Raw genomic sequence first — 17,919 nt, 5'->3', positions numbered from 1 at the left:
CAATATGCCTCGGCAATGGTTCTTGGGACCATGGTGCGCCTCGCCATGGGCGCGGACAGCCTGTCCGAATTGACGGGAAGCAGATTTTTGGACGCCTCACGATCGACATATGACAGTCTTCTGAACCGGATTTCGACGCGTGCCGCGCAAGTCGGCGTGATCGGACTGGGCTACGTCGGGTTGCCGCTGGCGGTTGCGATCGCACGCGCCGGCTTCCCGGTTTCCGGCTTCGACGTCGAAGCCCAGAAGGTCGAGAGCCTGAACAACGGCCAGTCCTATATTGAGGCGGTGACGTCCACAGCCCTTGCCAGCGAGGTGGCGATCGGACGGTTCCGCGCCACTGCGGATTTTGCCGAACTGGCCGTCTGCGATGTCATCATCATCTGCGTTCCGACACCGCTGACGAAACACCGAGAGCCGGACCTCTCCTTTGTCAGAAACACGGCAGACACCATCGCGAAGCATTTACGTCTCGGCCAGCTGATCGTGCTGGAATCGACCACCTATCCTGGCACCACCGACGACGTGATCAAGCCCATACTGGAAAAGACCGGCTTGCAGTCGAAGATAGACTTCTTCCTCGGCTTCTCGCCCGAGCGCGAGGATCCCGGCAACCGCAGCTTTGAAGTCGCGACGATCCCCAAGGTCGTGGCAGGTGACGGCATTGAAGCGGCGACGCTCGTGCAGGCTTTCTACCAGGGCGTGGTCAAGACCGTCGTTCCGGTTTCCACCACGGCGACCGCCGAGGCGGTCAAGCTGACGGAAAACATCTTCCGCTCGGTCAACATAGCCCTCGTCAACGAGTTGAAGGTCGTGCTCGGTGCGATGGGCATCGACATCTGGGAGGTGATCGAGGCGGCAAAGACCAAGCCCTTCGGCTACATGCCTTTTTATCCTGGCCCTGGACTTGGCGGGCACTGCGTTCCGATCGATCCCTTCTACCTGACGTGGAAGGCGCGCGAATACGAACTGCCGACCCGCTTCATCGAGCTGGCGGCAGAGATCAACACGGCTATGCCGCGTCATGTGGTCGATGAACTGGCGAAGGCGCTGGACCGGCGCCACGGCAAGGCGCTCAGCCGCTCGCGCATTCTCATCATCGGGCTCGCCTATAAGAAGAATGTGCCCGACATCCGCGAAAGCCCCTCATTGCGGCTCATTGAACTCATCGAGGAATGGGGCGGCAAGGCGGAATTCCACGATCCGCATGTTACCGAAATCCCGACCACACGGGAGCATATGGCGATCAAGGGGCGTCGCTCGGTCGACTTGACCGAGGTGGCCTTGAAGGATTTCGACGCTGTCGTCGTTGCAACCGACCACGACGCGATCGACTATCAGGCGATCGCTGATCACGCTCTCCTGATCGTCGACACACGCAATGTTTTTGGCCGCCTCGGGCTAGCCCGAGAGACGGTGGTGAAGGCCTGATGGCGTCCGAGCCGGCGAATTTTTTGCCCGCTGTCAGGATCGTGATTGCATCCCGCCGGCAGCCTCGCCACATGAGGCCCAAGAGTTCGGAGATAGCATGAGCACAGCGCAAGCAGAAATTTCTGCCATTCTCATGGATAAGGTTGCCGATTGGCTGACCCAATCGGCGCTGGCGGGCGACGACCTGGAAACATTGGTAAAGGGCTTTTGTGAACGGCTGGCTGCTGCCGGCCTGCCTTTGAAGCGGGTGCATTTGAGCTTTTCGATGCTTCATCCGCTTTATGACGCGCTTGGCTTCACCTGGCTCCGCGGCCAGGGCCTGGAAGTGGAAGGCTTCCGCAAGGAGGACGGCGTTCATTCTGACAGATTCCTGACCAGCCCATACTATCATCTGCTCAGCAACAAGCTCGACCATCTGCGGCGCCGGCTCGACCCGTCAGTGTCGTCGGAATTTCCTGTTTTCGATGACCTCAGGCTTATGGGCGTCACCGATTACATGGCTTTCGTGCATCCCTTCAGCGGCAATACCAGTCAGGGCATGCTGGGGTCTTGGTCCACCGACAGTGCTGCAGGCTTCAGCGACAGCATGATTTCGGCGCTGCTGCGCATCCAGAACCATCTCGCCATCGCAACCAAGATGGCGGTGCTCACCAAGCTCGCCGACAACATGATGACCACTTATCTCGGCGGCGACGCCGGCAGGCGCGTGCTGGACGGCCAGATCAAGCGCGGCGAGGGCGATACCATCCGGGCCGCACTGGTCATGGCCGATATGCGCGGGTCGTCAAGGCTTGCCGAAACCTCCGGCCGCGAAATCTATATCGATACGCTGAACCAGTTTTTCGACGCCGTTGCCGCACCTTTCAATCGCAGCGGCGGGCAGATCATGAGTTTCATAGGTGATGGCTTCATTGCCGTCTACCCTTGCGAAAGGCATCGCTCGCAGTCCGAGATCGCTTGCCAGGCTGCTCTTGCGGCAGCGCACAAGGCCAGCGCGCGCATAATGGATCTCAATCTGCGCAGAAAGGAGCAGGGGTTAGGCGACATAAAGTTTGGTATCGGCCTGCATGTCGGCAATGTGATGTTCGGCAACGTCGGGCTTACAGACCGGCTCACATTCTCTGTCTTCGGCTCGGCTGTAAACGAGGTCCAGCGCCTCCAGACCCTGACCAAGAAACATCCGCACAGCGTTCTCGCCAGCAAAGACTTCGCCAGCTATTGCGGCGCCAACAGCTGGCTGACGCTCGGCAAGGAGGAACTGGCGGGCATCAAGCAGAAGCTGACGGTGCTTTCACCCGATTTGTCGGGTGCTCTCGCGCTCGATGAAGACGGTGCGCTGGAGCCGATTTACGACCGAATATCGGACGCCGAGCAGGTCATGCTGCTTCATCGCGATGCCGCGCGGCTGTCGGCGGCCGACCCGAGGAAGCTCCAGTAACCGCCACGATCTGATCCGAACGCCTTGGTATGCAGTCCGGTCGCCGGTTCCGCCAGGGAACTGGCGACCGTTTCGAATCCAAGTTGCTCTAGGCTGGCAATACGCTAGTCTCGCTTTTTGGGCCTGCCGCCTGGCAGGCCGCCAGAGTGGGGCTGGTGTGACAATGAATTCGGGTGTTGATCTGCTGCGGATCGAGGATGTTGGCATCTCTTTTGCCATTATCGGGGGACCCTTGCATGCCGTCAGGCGTGCAAATCTTCGCGTCCTGCCCGGCAAGGTTACCGCGCTTGTGGGCGAGTCCGGTTCCGGAAAATCGGTTCTCAGCCAGGCAGTGATGGGCATTTTGCCGAACACAGCCCATGTTCGCGGCCGTATCCTGTTTTCCGATCCTGAAAAGCCCGGCACGACGCAGGATATCCTGCAGATGCCGCGTGACGGACCCGAAATCCGGGCGTTGAGAGGCAGCCGCATCGGCAAGATCTTTCAGGAGCCGATGACATCACTGTCGCCGCTGCACACGATCGGCAATCAGGTCAGCGAATCCCTGCAGATTCATACGCCCATGGCTCGGGTGGAGCGCAAGGCGCGGACCGAGAAAATGCTCGGCCTTGTCGGCTTTCCCAACCCCAAGCGCGCCTATGACATGTATCCCTTTGAACTTTCGGGAGGATTGCGTCAACGCGCCATGATCGCCATGGCGCTTATCTGCCGGCCCGCCCTGTTGATCGCCGACGAGCCGACGACGGCGTTGGACGTCACCATCCAGGCGCAAATCCTGCAATTGCTGCGCGAGCTTCAGACGAAGCTGAACATGGCGATGCTGCTGATCACGCACGACCTTGGCGTGGTCGCCAATGTCGCCGACGAGGTGGTGGTCATGTACCAGGGCGAGATCATGGAAGCGGGACCTGTGGAGGCGATATTCCGCCGGCCAGGCCACCCTTACCTGAAGGGCCTGATGGCAGCCGTTCCGCATTTCGACCTGAAGCCTGGCGAAAGGCTAAAGGCGCTCCGCGAGGTGCCGGTGAATGTCGGGAACCTGCTCGGCAAGCAGACGGCGCCGGCATCGAAGGGGCCGGACGACATCCTGCTGTCGGTCAGGGATCTGACAAAGACCTTCACCATCCGCAAGTCCGGATGGTTCGGCGAAGATCATCAAGCCTCTGTTCGCGCCGTGGACGGCGTGAGCTTCGATATCAGGCGGGGTGAGTGCCTGGGTCTTGTCGGCGAAAGCGGCTGCGGCAAAACCACCGTCAGCAAGATCCTCATGCGGGCTGTCACCCCTAGCGGCGGCTCTGTGATCTTCAACGGCCGCGATGGTCCGATCGACGTCTTGGAAGCCGAGGGAGACGCCCTGCGCATGCTGCGCGCGAAAATCCAGATGGTCTTCCAGGATCCGGTTTCGTCGCTTTCACCTCGCATGACGGTGGAGAACATCTTGAGCGAGCCGCTGGAAATCCATCAACGTGGCAATGCCGCGTCCCGACTCGCCACGGTCAAGAGCCTGATGCAGGCAATCGGGCTCGATCCGCGCTTCATCAAGCGTTATCCGCACAGTTTCTCCGGCGGGCAGCGTCAGCGTATCGGCATCGCGCGCGCGTTGGCGCTGGGGCCTGAACTCCTGATCTGCGACGAGCCGGTTTCGGCACTCGATGTCTCTGTCCAGGCGCAAATCCTGAACCTTCTGAAGGACCTGCAGACGGAACTGGGCCTGACCTACCTGTTCATATCCCATAACCTGGCGGTGGTGGACTACATGGCAGACCGCATCGCGGTGATGTGCGGCGGGCGTATCGTCGAGCTCGCGCCGCGCGAAATTCTGCTTAGGAAACCGGTCCACCCCTACACGCGCTCACTAGTAGCTGCAGTACCTTTCCCCGATCTCGACAGGCCGATGGATTTCAAGACGCTGCAGCTCGGCGGCGCTTCCGACACCAGCGCATGGGGACCGCAATTCCGCGACGAAGGCGACGAGGGTATGCTGTCGCCGCTCGACCTTGGCGGCGGCCACCTCGTGCTGGCCCGGCGTACGGCCGATGTCAGCGAGTTACGCCATTGATCAGCCGGCGCACCGTCCTTGGACTCATGGCTTCGGCATTTCTGCCGGGCACGTCGCGCGCCGGCGATCTGGAGCCGGAATTTCTTCAGCCGCGGCTGAAGGCCAGGGCGCTGCCGGCACTCGCCGAACGCTTGCCCAAGAGCCCGCGCGCGTTGAACCTCGCCGCGATGGGCCGGCAGCCCGGCCAGTATGGCGGCACGCTGCGCACGATCATCGGCAGCCAGAAAGATATCCGGATGATGACGATCTACGGATATGCTCGCCTGGTCGGCTATGACGAAAAGCTTAACTTGCAACCCGACATTCTCGAAAGTTTCGACGTAGCGGATGATCGCGTCTTCACTTTCAAGATTCGGGAAGGGCATAAATGGTCTGACGGTAGCCTGCTGACGCCGGAGGATTTTCGCTATTGCTGGGAAGATGTCTGGCTGAATGATGAGCTTTCGCAGGGCGGGCTTGCCCCGACCCTGCTGGCGGACGGCAGGCCGCCACGCTTCGAGATCGTCGATCCGTTGACGGTCCGCTATAGTTGGAATGCGCCCAATCCCGACTTCCTGCCCAAGCTCGCTGCTGCTTCGCCGCTATCGCTTGTTCTGCCGGCCGCCTATCTCAAGCAGTTCCACAAGAAATACCAGGATCCATTCCGGCTCGCCGGCCTGATGAAGGAGAACCGGGCCAAGAAATGGACGCTCCTGCATATCCGCATGTCGCGGCAGTATCGCCCGGAGAACCCGGAACTGCCGACGCTCGATCCCTGGCAGAACCGGACCAAACCGCCGGCCGAGCAATTCGTCTTCGAGCGCAACCCGTTCTTTCATCGAATGGACGAGAATGGCCGGCAACTGCCCTATGTTGACCGGATCGTCATGAATGTCAGCTCGTCGGCGATCATCTCGGCCAAGACCGGTGCGGGCGAGAGCGACCTGCAATGCATGGGAATTGACTTCAGCGATTACTCCTTCCTGAAGGACGCGGAGAAGCGCTACCCGGTGAAGATGCATCTCTGGAAACGCACACAGGGTTCGCGGCTGGCGCTGCTGCCCAATCTGAATTGTTCCGACCAGGTGTGGCGTGGCCTTTTTCGTGACGTGCGCGTGCGCCGTGCCCTTTCGCTCGCTGTGGACAGGCGCGAGATCAATATGGCTGTGTTCTACGGATTGGCACAGGAAAGTGCCGATACGGTCCTGCCGGAGAGCCCGCTCTACCGGCCGGAATTCGCGAAAGCCTGGGTCGCCCATGATCCAGACCAGGCCAACGCCCTGCTCGACGAGGTCGGGCTTCAGACGCGTGACGATGACGGCCTGCGGATACTTCCCGATGGACGCCCTGCGCAGATCATAGTGGAAACGGCCGGCGAAAGCACGCTGGAAACCGACGCGCTCGAACTCATCACCGATCACTGGCGCAAGATCGGCATCGCCCTGTTCATCCGGACTTCGCAGCGCGATATCTTCCGCAGCCGCGCGCTTGGCGGCCAGGTCATGATGTCGATGTGGTCGGGCATCGACAATGGCGTGCCGACCGCCGACATGAACCCGTACCAGCTGGCCCCCACCATCGACGACCAGCTGCAATGGCCGCTCTGGGGTGCCCACTACTTGTCTCATGGCAAGGTCGGTGAGGCGCCCGATCTTCCGCCTGTGGTCGAGTTGATGGCTTTACTCAAGCGCTGGAACGCATCTACCGAAGCCACGGAGCGCGCCGAAATCTGGAACTCGATGCTGTCGATCTACACCGATCAGGTGTTTTCCATCGGCACCGTGAACGGAACGCATCAGCCGGTTCTGGCGTCCTCGCGGCTGCGCAATCTGCCTGAGAAGGCTCTCTACGGCTACGACCCGACCGCCTATTTCGGTGTCTACATGCCGGATACATTCTGGCTTGGAGACTCCTGAGCGTGCTTCGATATCTTGTCTGGCGCATTGCCGTGATGGTTCCAACGCTGCTGGTCATATCGGCACTGGTGTTCACGATCATCGAACTTCCACCAGGCGACTATTTCGACAGCTATGTTGCCGAGCTTCGGGCTCAGGGCGAAGCGGTGGATTCCGACCGCATCGAGATGATGCGCGAGGAATATGGTTTCGACCAGCCACCGCTCATTCGCTACTTCTACTGGGTCGGCGGGATGCTACACGGCGATTTCGGCTATTCCTTCGAATATGAGCTGCCGGTTCGCGATGTCGTCGGGGACCGAATGTGGCTCACGGTGCTGGTTTCCTTCGTCACGATCATCTTCACCTGGCTCATCGCCTTTCCGATCGGCATGTACTCCGCCACGCATCAATACAGCTGGGGCGACTACGGCCTGACTTTCTTCGGCCTTCTCGGCCTTGCGATTCCGAACTTCATGCTGGCGCTGATCCTGATGTATTTCGCCAACATCTGGTTCGGCACATCCATCGGCCATCTCATGGACCAGCAATATCTCGGCGAGCCGATGAGCTGGGCCAAGGCGAAGTCGATCCTCGCCCATCTCTGGATTCCGGTGTTGATCATCGGCACCGGAGGCACGGCAAGCATGATCCGGCGGCTGCGCGCCAATCTTCTCGACGAGCTACACAAGCAATATGTCGTGACCGCGCGCGCCAAAGGACTTCATCCGTTCAAGGCGCTGGTCAAATATCCGCTGCGCATGGCGCTCAATTTCTTCATTTCCGACATCGGCTCTATCCTGCCGGCCATCATCTCCGGCGCCGAAATCACCGCGATAGTGCTGTCTTTGGAAACGACCGGGCCGATGCTGATCAAGGCGCTGCAAAGCCAGGACATGTATCTGGCAGGGTCGTTCCTCATGTTCCTCGCCTTCCTGACGGTCATCGGTGTCCTGATTTCCGACCTAGCGCTGGCGCTGCTTGATCCACGAATTCGTTTGCAGGGCGGCAGCACCAAATGAACACGCATTCGCCCCTGCCCGCTCCGGGTGCTCCACTGCAGCACTATGTTTCCACCGCGCCCTTTGACCTGCAGTCGGTCGAGGCGATGACTCCGGAGCAGTCGAAAGTCTTTCAGGCGTCGCAGTTGCGGCTGATGTGGTGGAAATTCCGGAAGCACCGGCTTGCCGTCATATCAGGCATATTCCTGGCGGCGCTTTATTTCGGGATACTGATCTGCGAGTTCCTGGCGCCCTACAATCTGCACACGCGCAACATGGACTACATCTATTCGCCGCCGCAGCGGGTGCACCTGTTCCACGACGGCCAGTTCGTCGGTCCGTTCGTCTATGGCCGCCAGATGACGCTGGATATGGACACGCTCAAGCGGAACTACATCGAGAAAAAGGATGATGTTCAGCGGATCCGTTTCTTCTGCAAGGGCGACAGTTATCAGTTCTGGGGCTTGATCGAAGGTGACAGGCATTTTGTCTGCCCTGCCGAAAACGGCCAGCTCTTTCTAGCCGGCACTGACAGGCTGGGGCGCGATGTGCTCTCGCGCATGATCTATGGCGCACGCATTTCACTGACAATCGGCCTCGTCGGCATCAGTTTCAGCTTCCTGCTCGGCATTGTCATCGGCGGACTGGCCGGCTATCACGGCGGTATCTTCGACCTGATCGTTCAACGGATAATCGAAGTTCTGCAATCGATCCCCAGCATTCCGCTGTGGCTGGCTCTGGCGGCGATCATGCCGATAACCTGGAGTCCGATCCTGATCTATTTCGGCATCACCGTCATCCTCGGGCTGCTCGACTGGACCGGACTGGCGCGGGCCGTGCGTTCAAAGCTTCTAGCCTTGCGCGAGGAGGATTATGTTCTGGCCGCGCAATTGATGGGCGCCAGAAGCAGCCGCATCATCGGGCGGCATCTCATTCCCGGCTTCATGTCGCATCTGATCGCGACGGCGACGATCTCCATCCCCGGCATGATCCTGGGCGAGACGGCGCTGAGCTTCCTCGGGCTCGGCCTGAGGGCCCCGATAACCAGCTGGGGCATCCTGCTCACCGAGGCGCGCAGCGTCAGCGTCATCGCTTTCTATCCATGGCTGCTTTTGCCGATGCTCCCCGTCATTCTCGTCATCATGGCGTTCAACTTCCTCGGCGACGGCTTGCGGGACGCCGCAGACCCCTACAAGTGAGATCGCTGTTCCGCCGCGCGGCCCTGCCGCCGACTCCACCCGGTATGACGCTTGTCGGCGGCCGGTTGGCTTATTGCAGGGTTTGTCGTTCGCCTCTATATGCGGCAAGCCTCGATCGGGGCTGCTGGTTCAGGACATAAATCGCATATGAGTCGCCTTGATAATTTCATCAGCAGGATGACCGCACAGCGCGACATTCTCAATCAAATCTGCCCCGAGGTGGCGAAGATGGAGGGGCTTGTGCTCGAGCTCGGCCTCGGCAATGGCCGGACGTTCCACCATCTGCGCGAGCGCCTGCCCGGGCGCCGGATCGTGGTGTTCGACCGCGAAGTTGGCGCACACGCCAGCTCAATTCCCGAAGCTGAAAACCTCGTGCTCGGCGAAATACGCGAGACGGCCCGCAAGTTCATTGGCATCGACGCCGCTCTTGTTCATGCCGACATCGGCACCGGCTATGACGATCGCGATGCAGTGACCGCTACCTGGCTTCCCGATCTGATTGCGCGCCTGCTTCGCGTCGGCGGCTTCGCGGTCAGTGGCACGCCGCTCGATCACCCGCTGCTGCAACGCCTCCCGCCGCCGACTTCGGAGCCCGCCGATCGTTATTTCCTCTGCAGGCGCGTTTGAGGGGCCGAGACGACCCAAATCTTCAGGGGCCAAATCTTCAGGGGCCAAGTCTTCAGGGGCCAAGTCTTCAGGGGATCGTATAGACTGCTATCTCCCGCTCAATGCCGCGCAGCGAGACCTCGTGGGGCACGGGCGTCAGCGCGTTCCTGTGCAACAGATCGGCGGTGAGATTGTCGTCGACCACCGCACGAGTGGCGAAGATCGCCTGTGCGTTGGCAAGGTTCTGAACCCGTGAAGCAATGTTGACCGTCTGGCCGAAATAGTCCTGTCGCTCGTTCATGGACACGGCGATGCAGGGGCCGGCATGGACTCCGATCTTGAGCAGCAGATCCTCGCGCCCGCTCTTGTCGTTGAGCTCACGCATGGCATCGCGCATCCTGAGGGCCGCGGCAATCGCACGATCAGGCGTCGCGAAGGTCGCCATCACCGCATCACCGATCGTCTTCACCACCGCGCCTGCCTCCGCCGCGACGATCTCATGCAGAACCTGGAAATGCTCGCGCACGAGATCGAAGGCTGAAAGATCGCCCACCCGCTCGTAAAGCTCGGTCGATCCGCGCAGGTCGGTGAACAGGAAGGTCAGGCTGGTGATTTTCAGGCGCTGGTTGATGTCGAGCGTATCCGTGCGATAGAGATCGCGAAAAGTCTGGTTGGTGAGCAGGCGCTTGGCGGTCAGGAAGGGCCGGCGTTTGCCCAGGAAATCATGCAATTCCTGGCCGGCGATGAAGACCGTCGGCAGCACGCGGGCATCGGTCCTGTTCTCCAGCGAAATTCGCAACGGGCCGGGTTGCATCTCCAGCGTCTGGTTCTGGACATGGTCGCGGTCGAACACCAAAGAGAGGCTTCGGCGCTCTTTTGTTGGTTCGCCCTTCCCGTCGATGAACTGCACTGAATGGGTGACCGGCTCGAAGACGATGACGAATTCAGACGGAAGCTGTATGGGCAGAACCGCCTTTTCACCAGGGGCAAGCTCGATATCCTCCAGCGAGAATGCTTCCATCTTCTTCGCGAAATCCTCTTCCGGCAGATCGACGCCGGACGCCCAGTAGATCTGGCGAAAATATTCCATCAACGGCAATTCGTGTGGATTGTGAGCGGCAATCCTGCGCACGCGGGGGCTGACGGTGAATGTCACCTCGACCATCTCGTCGAGGGTCGGCGAATAGCCCTCGGAGCATAGCGCGCAGGTGTATTCGTCCTTCTGCAAGGTTTTCAGCGTGGCGTTGGTGTCGAGCACGCCGCCACAGCCGGGGCATAGAACATTCCAGGAAATGTCGAAGATGCCCACCCGTGCCGCATGGAGAAAGGCGCTTATGGCGCGCTCCTCGTCGAGGCCATGCTTGCTGGCGAAGGCTGGCACATTGATGCGACAAAGCTCGCGGTCGTTGCCCTCCTCGATGGTTCGCTTGATCGCGTCGATTGCCAGTAGATCGACATCGGTCGATTGCCGCAGAAGCGAGAACAGATCCTGAGCTTCGTTCATCGTGCAGGCTCCGGGAAATGCACCCTAGAGGCGTGTTGGCCGGACCGGTTTTCGGTCCGAGCGCTCCATCTTACTTCGAAACGGACCGTACGGCCATTCGAATGGATAAGCCGGTGACAGCTCAATTTCCATTCGGGCGGATTTTCACCGGCCGCAAGCGGCACTATGATGGGTCCATGAGGCATTCATCTTTGGGACTTTCTCCCATGCCGACATCCGACAACCCGCCATTTCCCGCGGCTCTGCGCCTTTTCTCGGTGGTGGTCATCATCGTCCTGATCGTAGGCGCCGGCCTGTTTTTTGCGCCTGTGCTGGTCAAGCCGCGCTGGCCTTGGGCCGTCACGCCGTTCAATGCCCGCTTCCTCGGCGGCTTCTACACCGCCGAAATGGTCATGATGGTGGCGTTGCTGGTCTGGAACCGTTGGTCGCCCGGCAGGCTCGTGCTCGTCATGGCCTTCATCTTCACCGTCATCGTGTCGGTGGCTTCGTTCATCAATCTCGGCTATTTCAACTTCGAGCGCAAAGCGCCCTGGCTCTGGTTTTTGGTCTATCTTGCTTCGGTCGCGGTATCCGGGCTGTTCCTGTGGCGGACCAGGGCCCGTCCTTCTGCAAAAGGCGTGATCTTAAACCCCGCATGGCGCGGCTACATGCCGGTGGAATCGGCGATCCTTGGGCTCTATGGAGTCGGCCTGTTGCTGTTTCCCCTGACATTCAGCGGCTTCTGGCCATGGCCGATCGATGCCTTCCACGCTCAGGTCTACAGCGCTATCTTCCTCGCCGGTGCGGGCGGTGTGTATCTCGTCTGGAGAAGCGCGCCGCGCGAGGAACTGCTGGTGCTCGGCTTGGCGCAGTTTCTGGTTGGCCTGCTTGCCATCCTTGGCCTCGTCATCACCGACGCTGCGGTGCACCGGATCGACTGGACGGCGACCGGGACATTGCGCTGGCTCGCCCTTTTCGGCTGGATCGGCATCAGCGGCGTCTTCAAACTCTACGCCGCCTCCCGGTTTTTAGCTCGCAATCGGCATAGGTTGCGGAGACGGCTGGATTTTTAGGTGACGTCCGGTGCATCGTGCCGGGCCGATTGCTTTGCCGGGAGCGCCATGACCAGCACGACCTCGCCATCTTCCGAGAAAATCCAGCCGCAGCTCCGGTCCGTCCGGCTAAGCGATGCGGAGGCGCTTTGCGCTATCTTCAACATGCCGGGCTTCCGCTGGGGCACGCTCAGGATGCCCTTCGAGATGGTGGAGCAGGTGGAGCGGCGCATCGCCAAGTCCGGCCAGGAAACCACCTGGATCGTTGCGGAGTTGGACGGCAAGGTCGTCGGCCATGGCAGCCTAGTCGTGCAGGGTTCGCCGCGCCGTTCGCATATCGGCGAAATCAATATCGGCCTTGACGATGCCTTTGTCGGCAAGGGCATCGGCTCTGCCATACTTGGCGCGCTGCTTGACGTGGCCGACAACTGGCGCGCCCTGAAGCGGGTCGAATTGACGGTCTATGCCGACAACGAACCGGCCGTCCGTCTCTACACAAGCCACGGCTTCGAGGTCGAAGGCCGGCATGTGAAGGCCGGTTTTACCGACGGGCAGTACCACGACCTGCTGAGCATGGCCCGGCTGCGGTTCTGAGATCCGCTGCTTGGCCTTAACTGTTTGGCCAATCTAACAATTCGTGCCGGCGAACAGGTGATTGCTCATGGAGAGCTCCGTAGGATACGGTCAATTTCGTCTCACACCATTTTGATCGAGTTGACAGTCTACGTGTGGGCCGGCTGCATCCAGCACGTCTGGTCTCCCTTGGCGTTTGCGCCGCAAGTGGCTAGACGGGACCAATGACCGCTGTCTTTGACCCAACCCCTACGCCTCCGGTGGAAATTCTGGCAGTGCTGTCGCTGCTCTGCCCGGAAGTTGTGCGTGACATAGAGCAGAACTGGAATGCACCGGTTTCCGATTATGCCCGCCATCTGTGGCGGCCGGTGGCAAGGCCTGCTTCGGGCCCGGCGATCGCTGCCCGCTCGATCCTGCGCGAAGTCCTGCGTCAGCGCCTTGGGGTGATCATGCAGCCTGAAGAGATCGGCAAGGCCCTCGAAGAGTTCGAGCACAGACCGGTGATTCAGTCCGGCCTGCACTGCCTGCTTCTGATGGACCGGATCACCTTCGATGCCCTCCTGCTTGCCTGGCTCGGCGCGGTCGAAAACGGGCTCTCGGCCTTCTTCAGCTTCATGGGAACGACGATGACCATGGAGACAATTGGCCGGGAGGGGCCGGGATGGCTCGATGTCGGTGACGACAAGGTCAACCTGTTTGGCATGGGGCGCCACAAACTGTGCCGCAAAAGCGCCTGCGTGGCCGGTCCCGTCACCCTCAACAAGCGCGCGCTCGAAGCGGTGGGCGACGAAACGGATGCCAGCCGCTGGCTGGGCACACTGCTTGCCAGCCAGGACAAGGTGTTTGGAACCGCCGCCGATGCGCTGACAGCCCTCAACGAGGATCTGGTCGCCGATTGGGATCGTTCCGGCATGGCCCTACCGGTTTTCATCGATGATCGGCTCGCCGCGGCTGCCGTGGCGCGGCATCTAGAACATGATGGCAGCCTTCTTTCCGGGCTGCTCATTGAGCCCGCAAGGCGCCAGCGTCTGGAATGTGCCTTGCAAGCGGCCGCATCGAGCCCATTTGGCAGATTCCTGCCCAATGCCACGGCCTATTTCTGGGGCATCCGCGAGGAGCGCGTGCGCAAGCTCGTCCTCGAGAACGGGCACCTGATCGAGCCTGACAGGCCGAATGGTCTTTCCATCCCGTTCGAGCGGCCGCATCTCAGGCAGGCGCTGCTGGACGGCGTGCTGCTGCCGAACTTGTTCCTGATGTTCCTCGTCCTTGCCATATTGCCGCGCGTGCGGGTTGTGGGCGGCCTGAGACAGATTGGTTATGTAGCGCTTTTCCACTCTATCCTGCTGGCTGCGCTAGATGAAAACTCGCCGGAAGAGCGCGATCTGGCTGCGGAGTTGCAGGTTCGGGAAAATGCCTGGGGCCTGCGGGTCATCGATGAAAAGATCTCGGTCCGCGAGCAGCTTGCCGGCCTACCGGAAGGGGCGCTCTTCCCGGACCTGCTCCGGCAATACCGTTTGCGGACACTTGCCGAGACGACCGACGACCTGAAACTGGTTCGCGAAAACGCCCGATGGCGCAAGATCGGCCAGGCAGAGATCAAGGCGAGCTGAGCCTCGCTTCAGGTTGATTTTCTGGTCCGCAACCCCAAGCGACGGCGATCTATGGGTGAGCCTCTGGTGTCTGATCCGGCCGCTTCCTTGACGCTGATGCCTTTCGGGATTTCGACGACGGCTTCCGCCTTGATCGGCAGCGCTCTGCCACCGGACCCACACTGACCGTTCGATGCCCATTTGCGCTGCCGCTTGCCGGTCGACGGTTATCGGTTCATCCTTGTGAAATACCCTGGCCGTGAAGTGCGTAGTGAGATCACGCCGGCACGGCCCCTAGTGAGGTCTCGTCCTATGGACTGCTCGGGCTGCGGTTTCGAGGTTGAGGGCGGTTACGCTTTCTGTCCGAGGTGTGGCAGGCGCCAGCCCGTGCCATGCGCCAGTTGCGGCTACCCCTGCGCACCTGATTTCGAGTTCTGTCCGAAATGCGGGGCAAGCGTCGGTGCGCCCGCAAAAACCGTCGAACGGCCTGCTCCCACACCAAGCCGGACCGTTGTGCCGCCTTCTCGAACTCCGTCGCTGCTTCCGAACATCGAAAGCGAAGATGGGCTGCATCCCGTCTCTGACGCCGATCGCCGGACGGTAACAGTCCTGTTCGCCGACCTTTGCGGCTTCACGACACTCAGCGAGCAGCTCGACCCCGAGGTCATGCAAGCGCTGCAGAACGAACTGTTCAAGGAATGGACGGCGGCCGTGCGAAACTTTGGTGGTTTCGTCGACAAATTCATCGGCGATGCACTGCTCGCCTTGTTCGGTGCGCCGGTTGCGCATGAGGACGATCCGGAACGTGCGCTTCGCGCCGCTCTCGACATGATCGCCCGGACGGCGCGGCTCGGCGAAAGCACCCCCCACTCCGGCTCGCCTCTGTTACTCCACATCGGCATAAACACTGGTCCCGTCGTTACTGGTGGATTGGGCATCGGCACCGCCAAATCCTATTCGGTGACCGGCGACACAGTGAATACGGCGCAACGCCTGCAATCGCTGGCCGCACCGGGTGAGGTGCTGGTAGGCGAGCTCACTTATAGGCTAACCCGGCATGCCTTCTCTTACGAGCCGCTGGGTGATGTCGTGTTTCGCGGCAAGGCTGGCAGTGTGCTCGTCCATCGACTGGATGCACCGCTTGCGGCGCCGCGTGCAGCACGTGGGCTCGAGGCGCTCGGCCTCAGTGCGCCAATAATAGGTCGAGGTGCGGAGCTCAATAGAATGCTGGCGAGCCTTGACCAGGCGTGCAGCGGCTCGGCCCAACTTGTCCGCCTCGTCGGAGAAGCCGGTATCGGGAAATCGCGGCTGGTGAAGGAGTTCGTCGCCCGTGTCGGCGACGACGATCGTTTTCGCAACGTCGCCGTGCGGCTGGCCACCTGTTCACCGCTGGGCGAACAATCATTTGGCGCCTTGGGCGCAGTGGTGCGCAGCGCTGCCGGGATGATGCAAAATGACAGTGGGGACGAAGTGCGGGGGAAGCTCGCAGGCTTGCTTACCGATCTCGGCCTACAGGGCGAGGAGGCGAAGCGGCTGATGCCTTTGCTCTACCATGTGCTCGGCCTTGGCGACCCGGACGCCACCTTGCAGCATGTCGAGCCAGAGCAGTTGCGGCGGCAAATTCTCTACGCAGTCCGCACAATCATCGAACGGCGGCTTGCGTTGTCGCCGCTGTTAATTGTCGTCGAAGACCTGCACTGGGCCGACGCCGTGTCGCTCGAGGCACTACGTTTCGTGATGGACAGGTTGGAACGCACGCGGTTGATGTTGCTGGTCACGCATCGTCCGGCGCCGGACAACGGCCAGCTCGACTCTAGTCGGGTCAGTCACACAGCGCTCAGGCTTTCGCCGCTCAACAATGATGACGGACGCAGCCTGCTGGCGGCGCTTTTCGGCGAGAGCTGGGTAAACTCCGCAGGAGGGCTTCTCGACCAGATCCTCGAGCGCGCGGGCGGCAACCCCCTTTTTGTAGAGGAGATCGTTCGCGGCCTTATCGATCGCGGTGTACTGATGCGCGAGGGCCAGCGATGGCGGACTGTGGCAGGCGAAGTCGCAACCGGCATTCCCGCCACTATCCAGGCAATGTTGCTTGCTCGCGTCGACCGGCTGCCCCAAGAAGTGCGCCGGTTGGCCCAGGAAGCCGCGGTAATCGGCCCGCGCTTCGATGCCACACTTCTGAAAGCCGTGACAGCCGACCCCGGTCGGCTAGAAGCCGGCTGCGAACTGCTTTGCGATGCGGAAATCATCGAGGAAGTTGCCGGATCAGGCTCGGTCTCGTCGCAAAGCTACCGCTTTACGCAAACATTGCTGCAGGACGTGATCTACCAGAATCTGCTCCTGCAACGCCGGACCGACATCCATGGGCGGGTCGGTGCTGCCTTGGAGCAACTGTGCGGCGACAAGCCGGAACGGCTCGAGGATTTGACTGTGCTCGGTCATCATTTCGCACAGAGCGCCGAGCGGGAGAGGGGCGCGCATTACCTGCAGGCGGCGGGCGATCGCGCTCGCATGATATACGCCAACGACGACGCCCTTCGTTTCTACGAGCGAGCACTGGCTGCGTTGGGCGCGATCGGGCAAACACCGCTCAAACTGGCAATTGCAGAGCGCATTGCCGATTTGAGCGGCCCGGTAGGCCGCCGCGAGATCGCGCACCACCACTACGAGACGGTGTTGCAGGCATACCGCGAGTCAGCCGATCGTGTCGCTTCGGCGCGCGTTTTACGCAAGATCGGTCGGCTGCTCTGGGACGTCGGCAAGCGGGACAACGCAGAATCCCGCTATGCTGAAGCGGCAGCGCTCCTCGATGGAGCGGATGCCCCGATCGAGCAGGCGCATCTCTGGCAAGAACGTGGCCGACAGGCGTTCCGTAGCGGAGATCACGCTCGCGCGGCAAAATGGGCAGACGCGGCGCTGGATTGCGTACGCTCTCTGACAACGGAGCATGTCTCCGAGGTAGGGTGTGATGCCACTCTCGTGACCGCCGAGGCACTTAATACCAAGGCTGTTGCGCTGGCTCGCCTTGGGCAAAACCGTGAAGCCGTGCGTCAGGTTGAGCGTAGCATTGAATTGGCCGAAGCCGCCGGTCTACTGGGCGCGGCGTGCCGCGGCTACACCAATCTCGGCGTGCTTTACACGACCATCGATCCGGCACAGGCGATGGAGGTCTGTAGGCGCGGTCTTGAAGTGGCGCGCCATATTGGTGATTTGGGTTTCCAGGCGCGCCTCCTCGCCAATCTGGCGGTCGCTTGTTGTACTTTCACGGATCGCTGTCCAAGGGAGGGCGTGCCTGCTGCCGAGAAGGCCATCGAGATCGACCGGGCGCTCGACCAGCGCGAGCACCTGCCGGTGCCGTTGATCGTGCTTGGGCAGATCCACCAGTGCAACGGCCGTCCGGAACTGGCGATTGGCTTGTTCCACGAAGCACTCGACGTAGCCCGCGAAACGGGCGAGCCCCAACTGCTGTTTCCGTGCTATGATGGGCTCGCAACGCTTAATCTCGACCTCGACAATCTGGCCGAGGCCGAACGCTACTTTTCCCTGGCGCAGGGAATATGCGCCCAGCACGGGCTCGACCCGGAAGCGCTTGTGGTGCTGCCTTTTCTCGACTAGCC

Annotated in this window: 12 protein-coding genes; 11 read left to right on the top strand and 1 reads right to left on the bottom strand. The window is 61.0% G+C overall.

Going from position 1 to position 17,919, the window contains the following annotated elements; all coding sequences use genetic code 11:
• Window positions 1-87: 87 nt before the first annotated feature.
• The 7 genes from CIT25_RS05900 to CIT25_RS05870 all read left to right on the top strand — a co-directional run bounded on the left by CIT25_RS05900 (window position 88) and on the right by CIT25_RS05870 (window position 9,629).
• On the top strand, window positions 88-1,431 hold the full coding sequence (locus CIT25_RS05900) for a nucleotide sugar dehydrogenase (protein WP_095483987.1): 1,344 nt from the start codon (window positions 88-90) through the stop codon (window positions 1,429-1,431).
• A gap of 97 nt (window positions 1,432-1,528) precedes the next feature.
• The gene (locus CIT25_RS05895; RefSeq protein ID WP_095483620.1) at window positions 1,529-2,869 is read left to right on the top strand and encodes an adenylate/guanylate cyclase domain-containing protein; all 1,341 of its coding nucleotides are present in this window, start codon (window positions 1,529-1,531) and stop codon (window positions 2,867-2,869) included.
• Between the two features lie 163 nt (window positions 2,870-3,032).
• On the top strand, window positions 3,033-4,928 hold the full coding sequence (locus tag CIT25_RS05890) for an ABC transporter ATP-binding protein (protein WP_095483619.1): 1,896 nt from the start codon (window positions 3,033-3,035) through the stop codon (window positions 4,926-4,928).
• On the top strand, window positions 4,925-6,823 hold the full coding sequence (locus CIT25_RS05885; RefSeq protein WP_095483618.1) for an ABC transporter substrate-binding protein: 1,899 nt from the start codon (window positions 4,925-4,927) through the stop codon (window positions 6,821-6,823). The genes CIT25_RS05890 and CIT25_RS05885 overlap by 4 nt, the downstream gene beginning before the upstream one ends.
• Window positions 6,824-6,825: 2 nt before the next feature.
• Entirely contained in the window at window positions 6,826-7,824 is a 999-nt protein-coding gene (locus CIT25_RS05880) for an ABC transporter permease (RefSeq protein WP_095483617.1), read from the top strand.
• Window positions 7,821-9,002 carry an ABC transporter permease gene (locus CIT25_RS05875; RefSeq protein WP_095483616.1) on the top strand — a complete coding sequence of 394 codons (1,182 nt, stop codon included), beginning with the start codon at window positions 7,821-7,823 and terminating at the stop codon, window positions 9,000-9,002. Before CIT25_RS05880 ends, CIT25_RS05875 begins: the two co-directional genes overlap by 4 nt.
• A 147-nt stretch (window positions 9,003-9,149) precedes the next feature.
• Window positions 9,150-9,629, top strand: coding sequence for a class I SAM-dependent methyltransferase (locus CIT25_RS05870; RefSeq protein WP_095483615.1), 480 nt, complete (start codon window positions 9,150-9,152; stop codon window positions 9,627-9,629).
• A gap of 67 nt (window positions 9,630-9,696) precedes the next feature.
• On the opposite strand, the gene CIT25_RS05865 is transcribed toward CIT25_RS05870, so the two are convergent.
• Window positions 9,697-11,112 carry an adenylate/guanylate cyclase domain-containing protein gene (locus CIT25_RS05865; protein ID WP_095483614.1) on the bottom strand — a complete coding sequence of 472 codons (1,416 nt, stop codon included), beginning with the start codon at window positions 11,110-11,112 and terminating at the stop codon, window positions 9,697-9,699.
• A gap of 206 nt (window positions 11,113-11,318) precedes the next feature.
• Here CIT25_RS05865 and CIT25_RS05860 point away from each other — a divergent pair, with 206 nt between their 5' ends.
• The 4 genes from CIT25_RS05860 (at window position 11,319) to CIT25_RS05845 (ending at window position 17,917) form a co-directional block, all read left to right on the top strand.
• Window positions 11,319-12,164, top strand: a complete 846-nt coding sequence (locus CIT25_RS05860) for a hypothetical protein (protein WP_095483613.1) — start codon at window positions 11,319-11,321, stop codon at window positions 12,162-12,164.
• 48 nt (window positions 12,165-12,212) lie between these two features.
• Complete coding sequence (locus tag CIT25_RS05855) at window positions 12,213-12,737, top strand: GNAT family N-acetyltransferase (RefSeq protein WP_095483612.1); 525 nt, start codon at window positions 12,213-12,215, stop codon at window positions 12,735-12,737.
• Between the two features lie 203 nt (window positions 12,738-12,940).
• A complete protein-coding gene (locus tag CIT25_RS05850; protein WP_095483611.1) occupies window positions 12,941-14,326 on the top strand; it encodes a hypothetical protein in 1,386 nt (461 codons plus the stop codon).
• A gap of 291 nt (window positions 14,327-14,617) precedes the next feature.
• Window positions 14,618-17,917 (top strand): ATP-binding protein, encoded by a 3,300-nt coding sequence (locus CIT25_RS05845; protein ID WP_127204586.1) that lies wholly within the window; start codon window positions 14,618-14,620, stop codon window positions 17,915-17,917.
• The last annotated feature ends 2 nt before the right edge of the window (window positions 17,918-17,919 follow it).

Origin of the sequence: Mesorhizobium mediterraneum (assembly GCF_002284565.1) — a bacterium.
GTDB lineage: Bacteria > Pseudomonadota > Alphaproteobacteria > Rhizobiales > Rhizobiaceae > Mesorhizobium > Mesorhizobium mediterraneum.
The sequence above is the reverse complement of the archived record's forward strand: the minus strand, read 5'-3'. Positions and strand labels throughout refer to the sequence as shown.

What these genes read in the sequence shown, in the direction of transcription:
- CIT25_RS05895 (WP_095483620.1), top strand. Translation starts at nt 1,529, where the DNA reads ATGAGCACAGCGCAAGCAGAAATTTCTGCCATTCTCATGGATAAGGTT.
- CIT25_RS05890 (WP_095483619.1), top strand. Translation starts at nt 3,033, where the DNA reads ATGAATTCGGGTGTTGATCTGCTGCGGATCGAGGATGTTGGCATCTCT.
- CIT25_RS05875 (WP_095483616.1), top strand. Translation starts at nt 7,821, where the DNA reads ATGAACACGCATTCGCCCCTGCCCGCTCCGGGTGCTCCACTGCAGCAC.
- CIT25_RS05870 (WP_095483615.1), top strand. Translation starts at nt 9,150, where the DNA reads ATGAGTCGCCTTGATAATTTCATCAGCAGGATGACCGCACAGCGCGAC.
- CIT25_RS05865 (WP_095483614.1), bottom strand. Translation starts at nt 11,112, where the DNA reads ATGAACGAAGCTCAGGATCTGTTCTCGCTTCTGCGGCAATCGACCGAT.
- CIT25_RS05860 (WP_095483613.1), top strand. Translation starts at nt 11,319, where the DNA reads ATGCCGACATCCGACAACCCGCCATTTCCCGCGGCTCTGCGCCTTTTC.
- CIT25_RS05855 (WP_095483612.1), top strand. Translation starts at nt 12,213, where the DNA reads ATGACCAGCACGACCTCGCCATCTTCCGAGAAAATCCAGCCGCAGCTC.
- CIT25_RS05850 (WP_095483611.1), top strand. Translation starts at nt 12,941, where the DNA reads ATGACCGCTGTCTTTGACCCAACCCCTACGCCTCCGGTGGAAATTCTG.
- CIT25_RS05845 (WP_127204586.1), top strand. Translation starts at nt 14,618, where the DNA reads ATGGACTGCTCGGGCTGCGGTTTCGAGGTTGAGGGCGGTTACGCTTTC.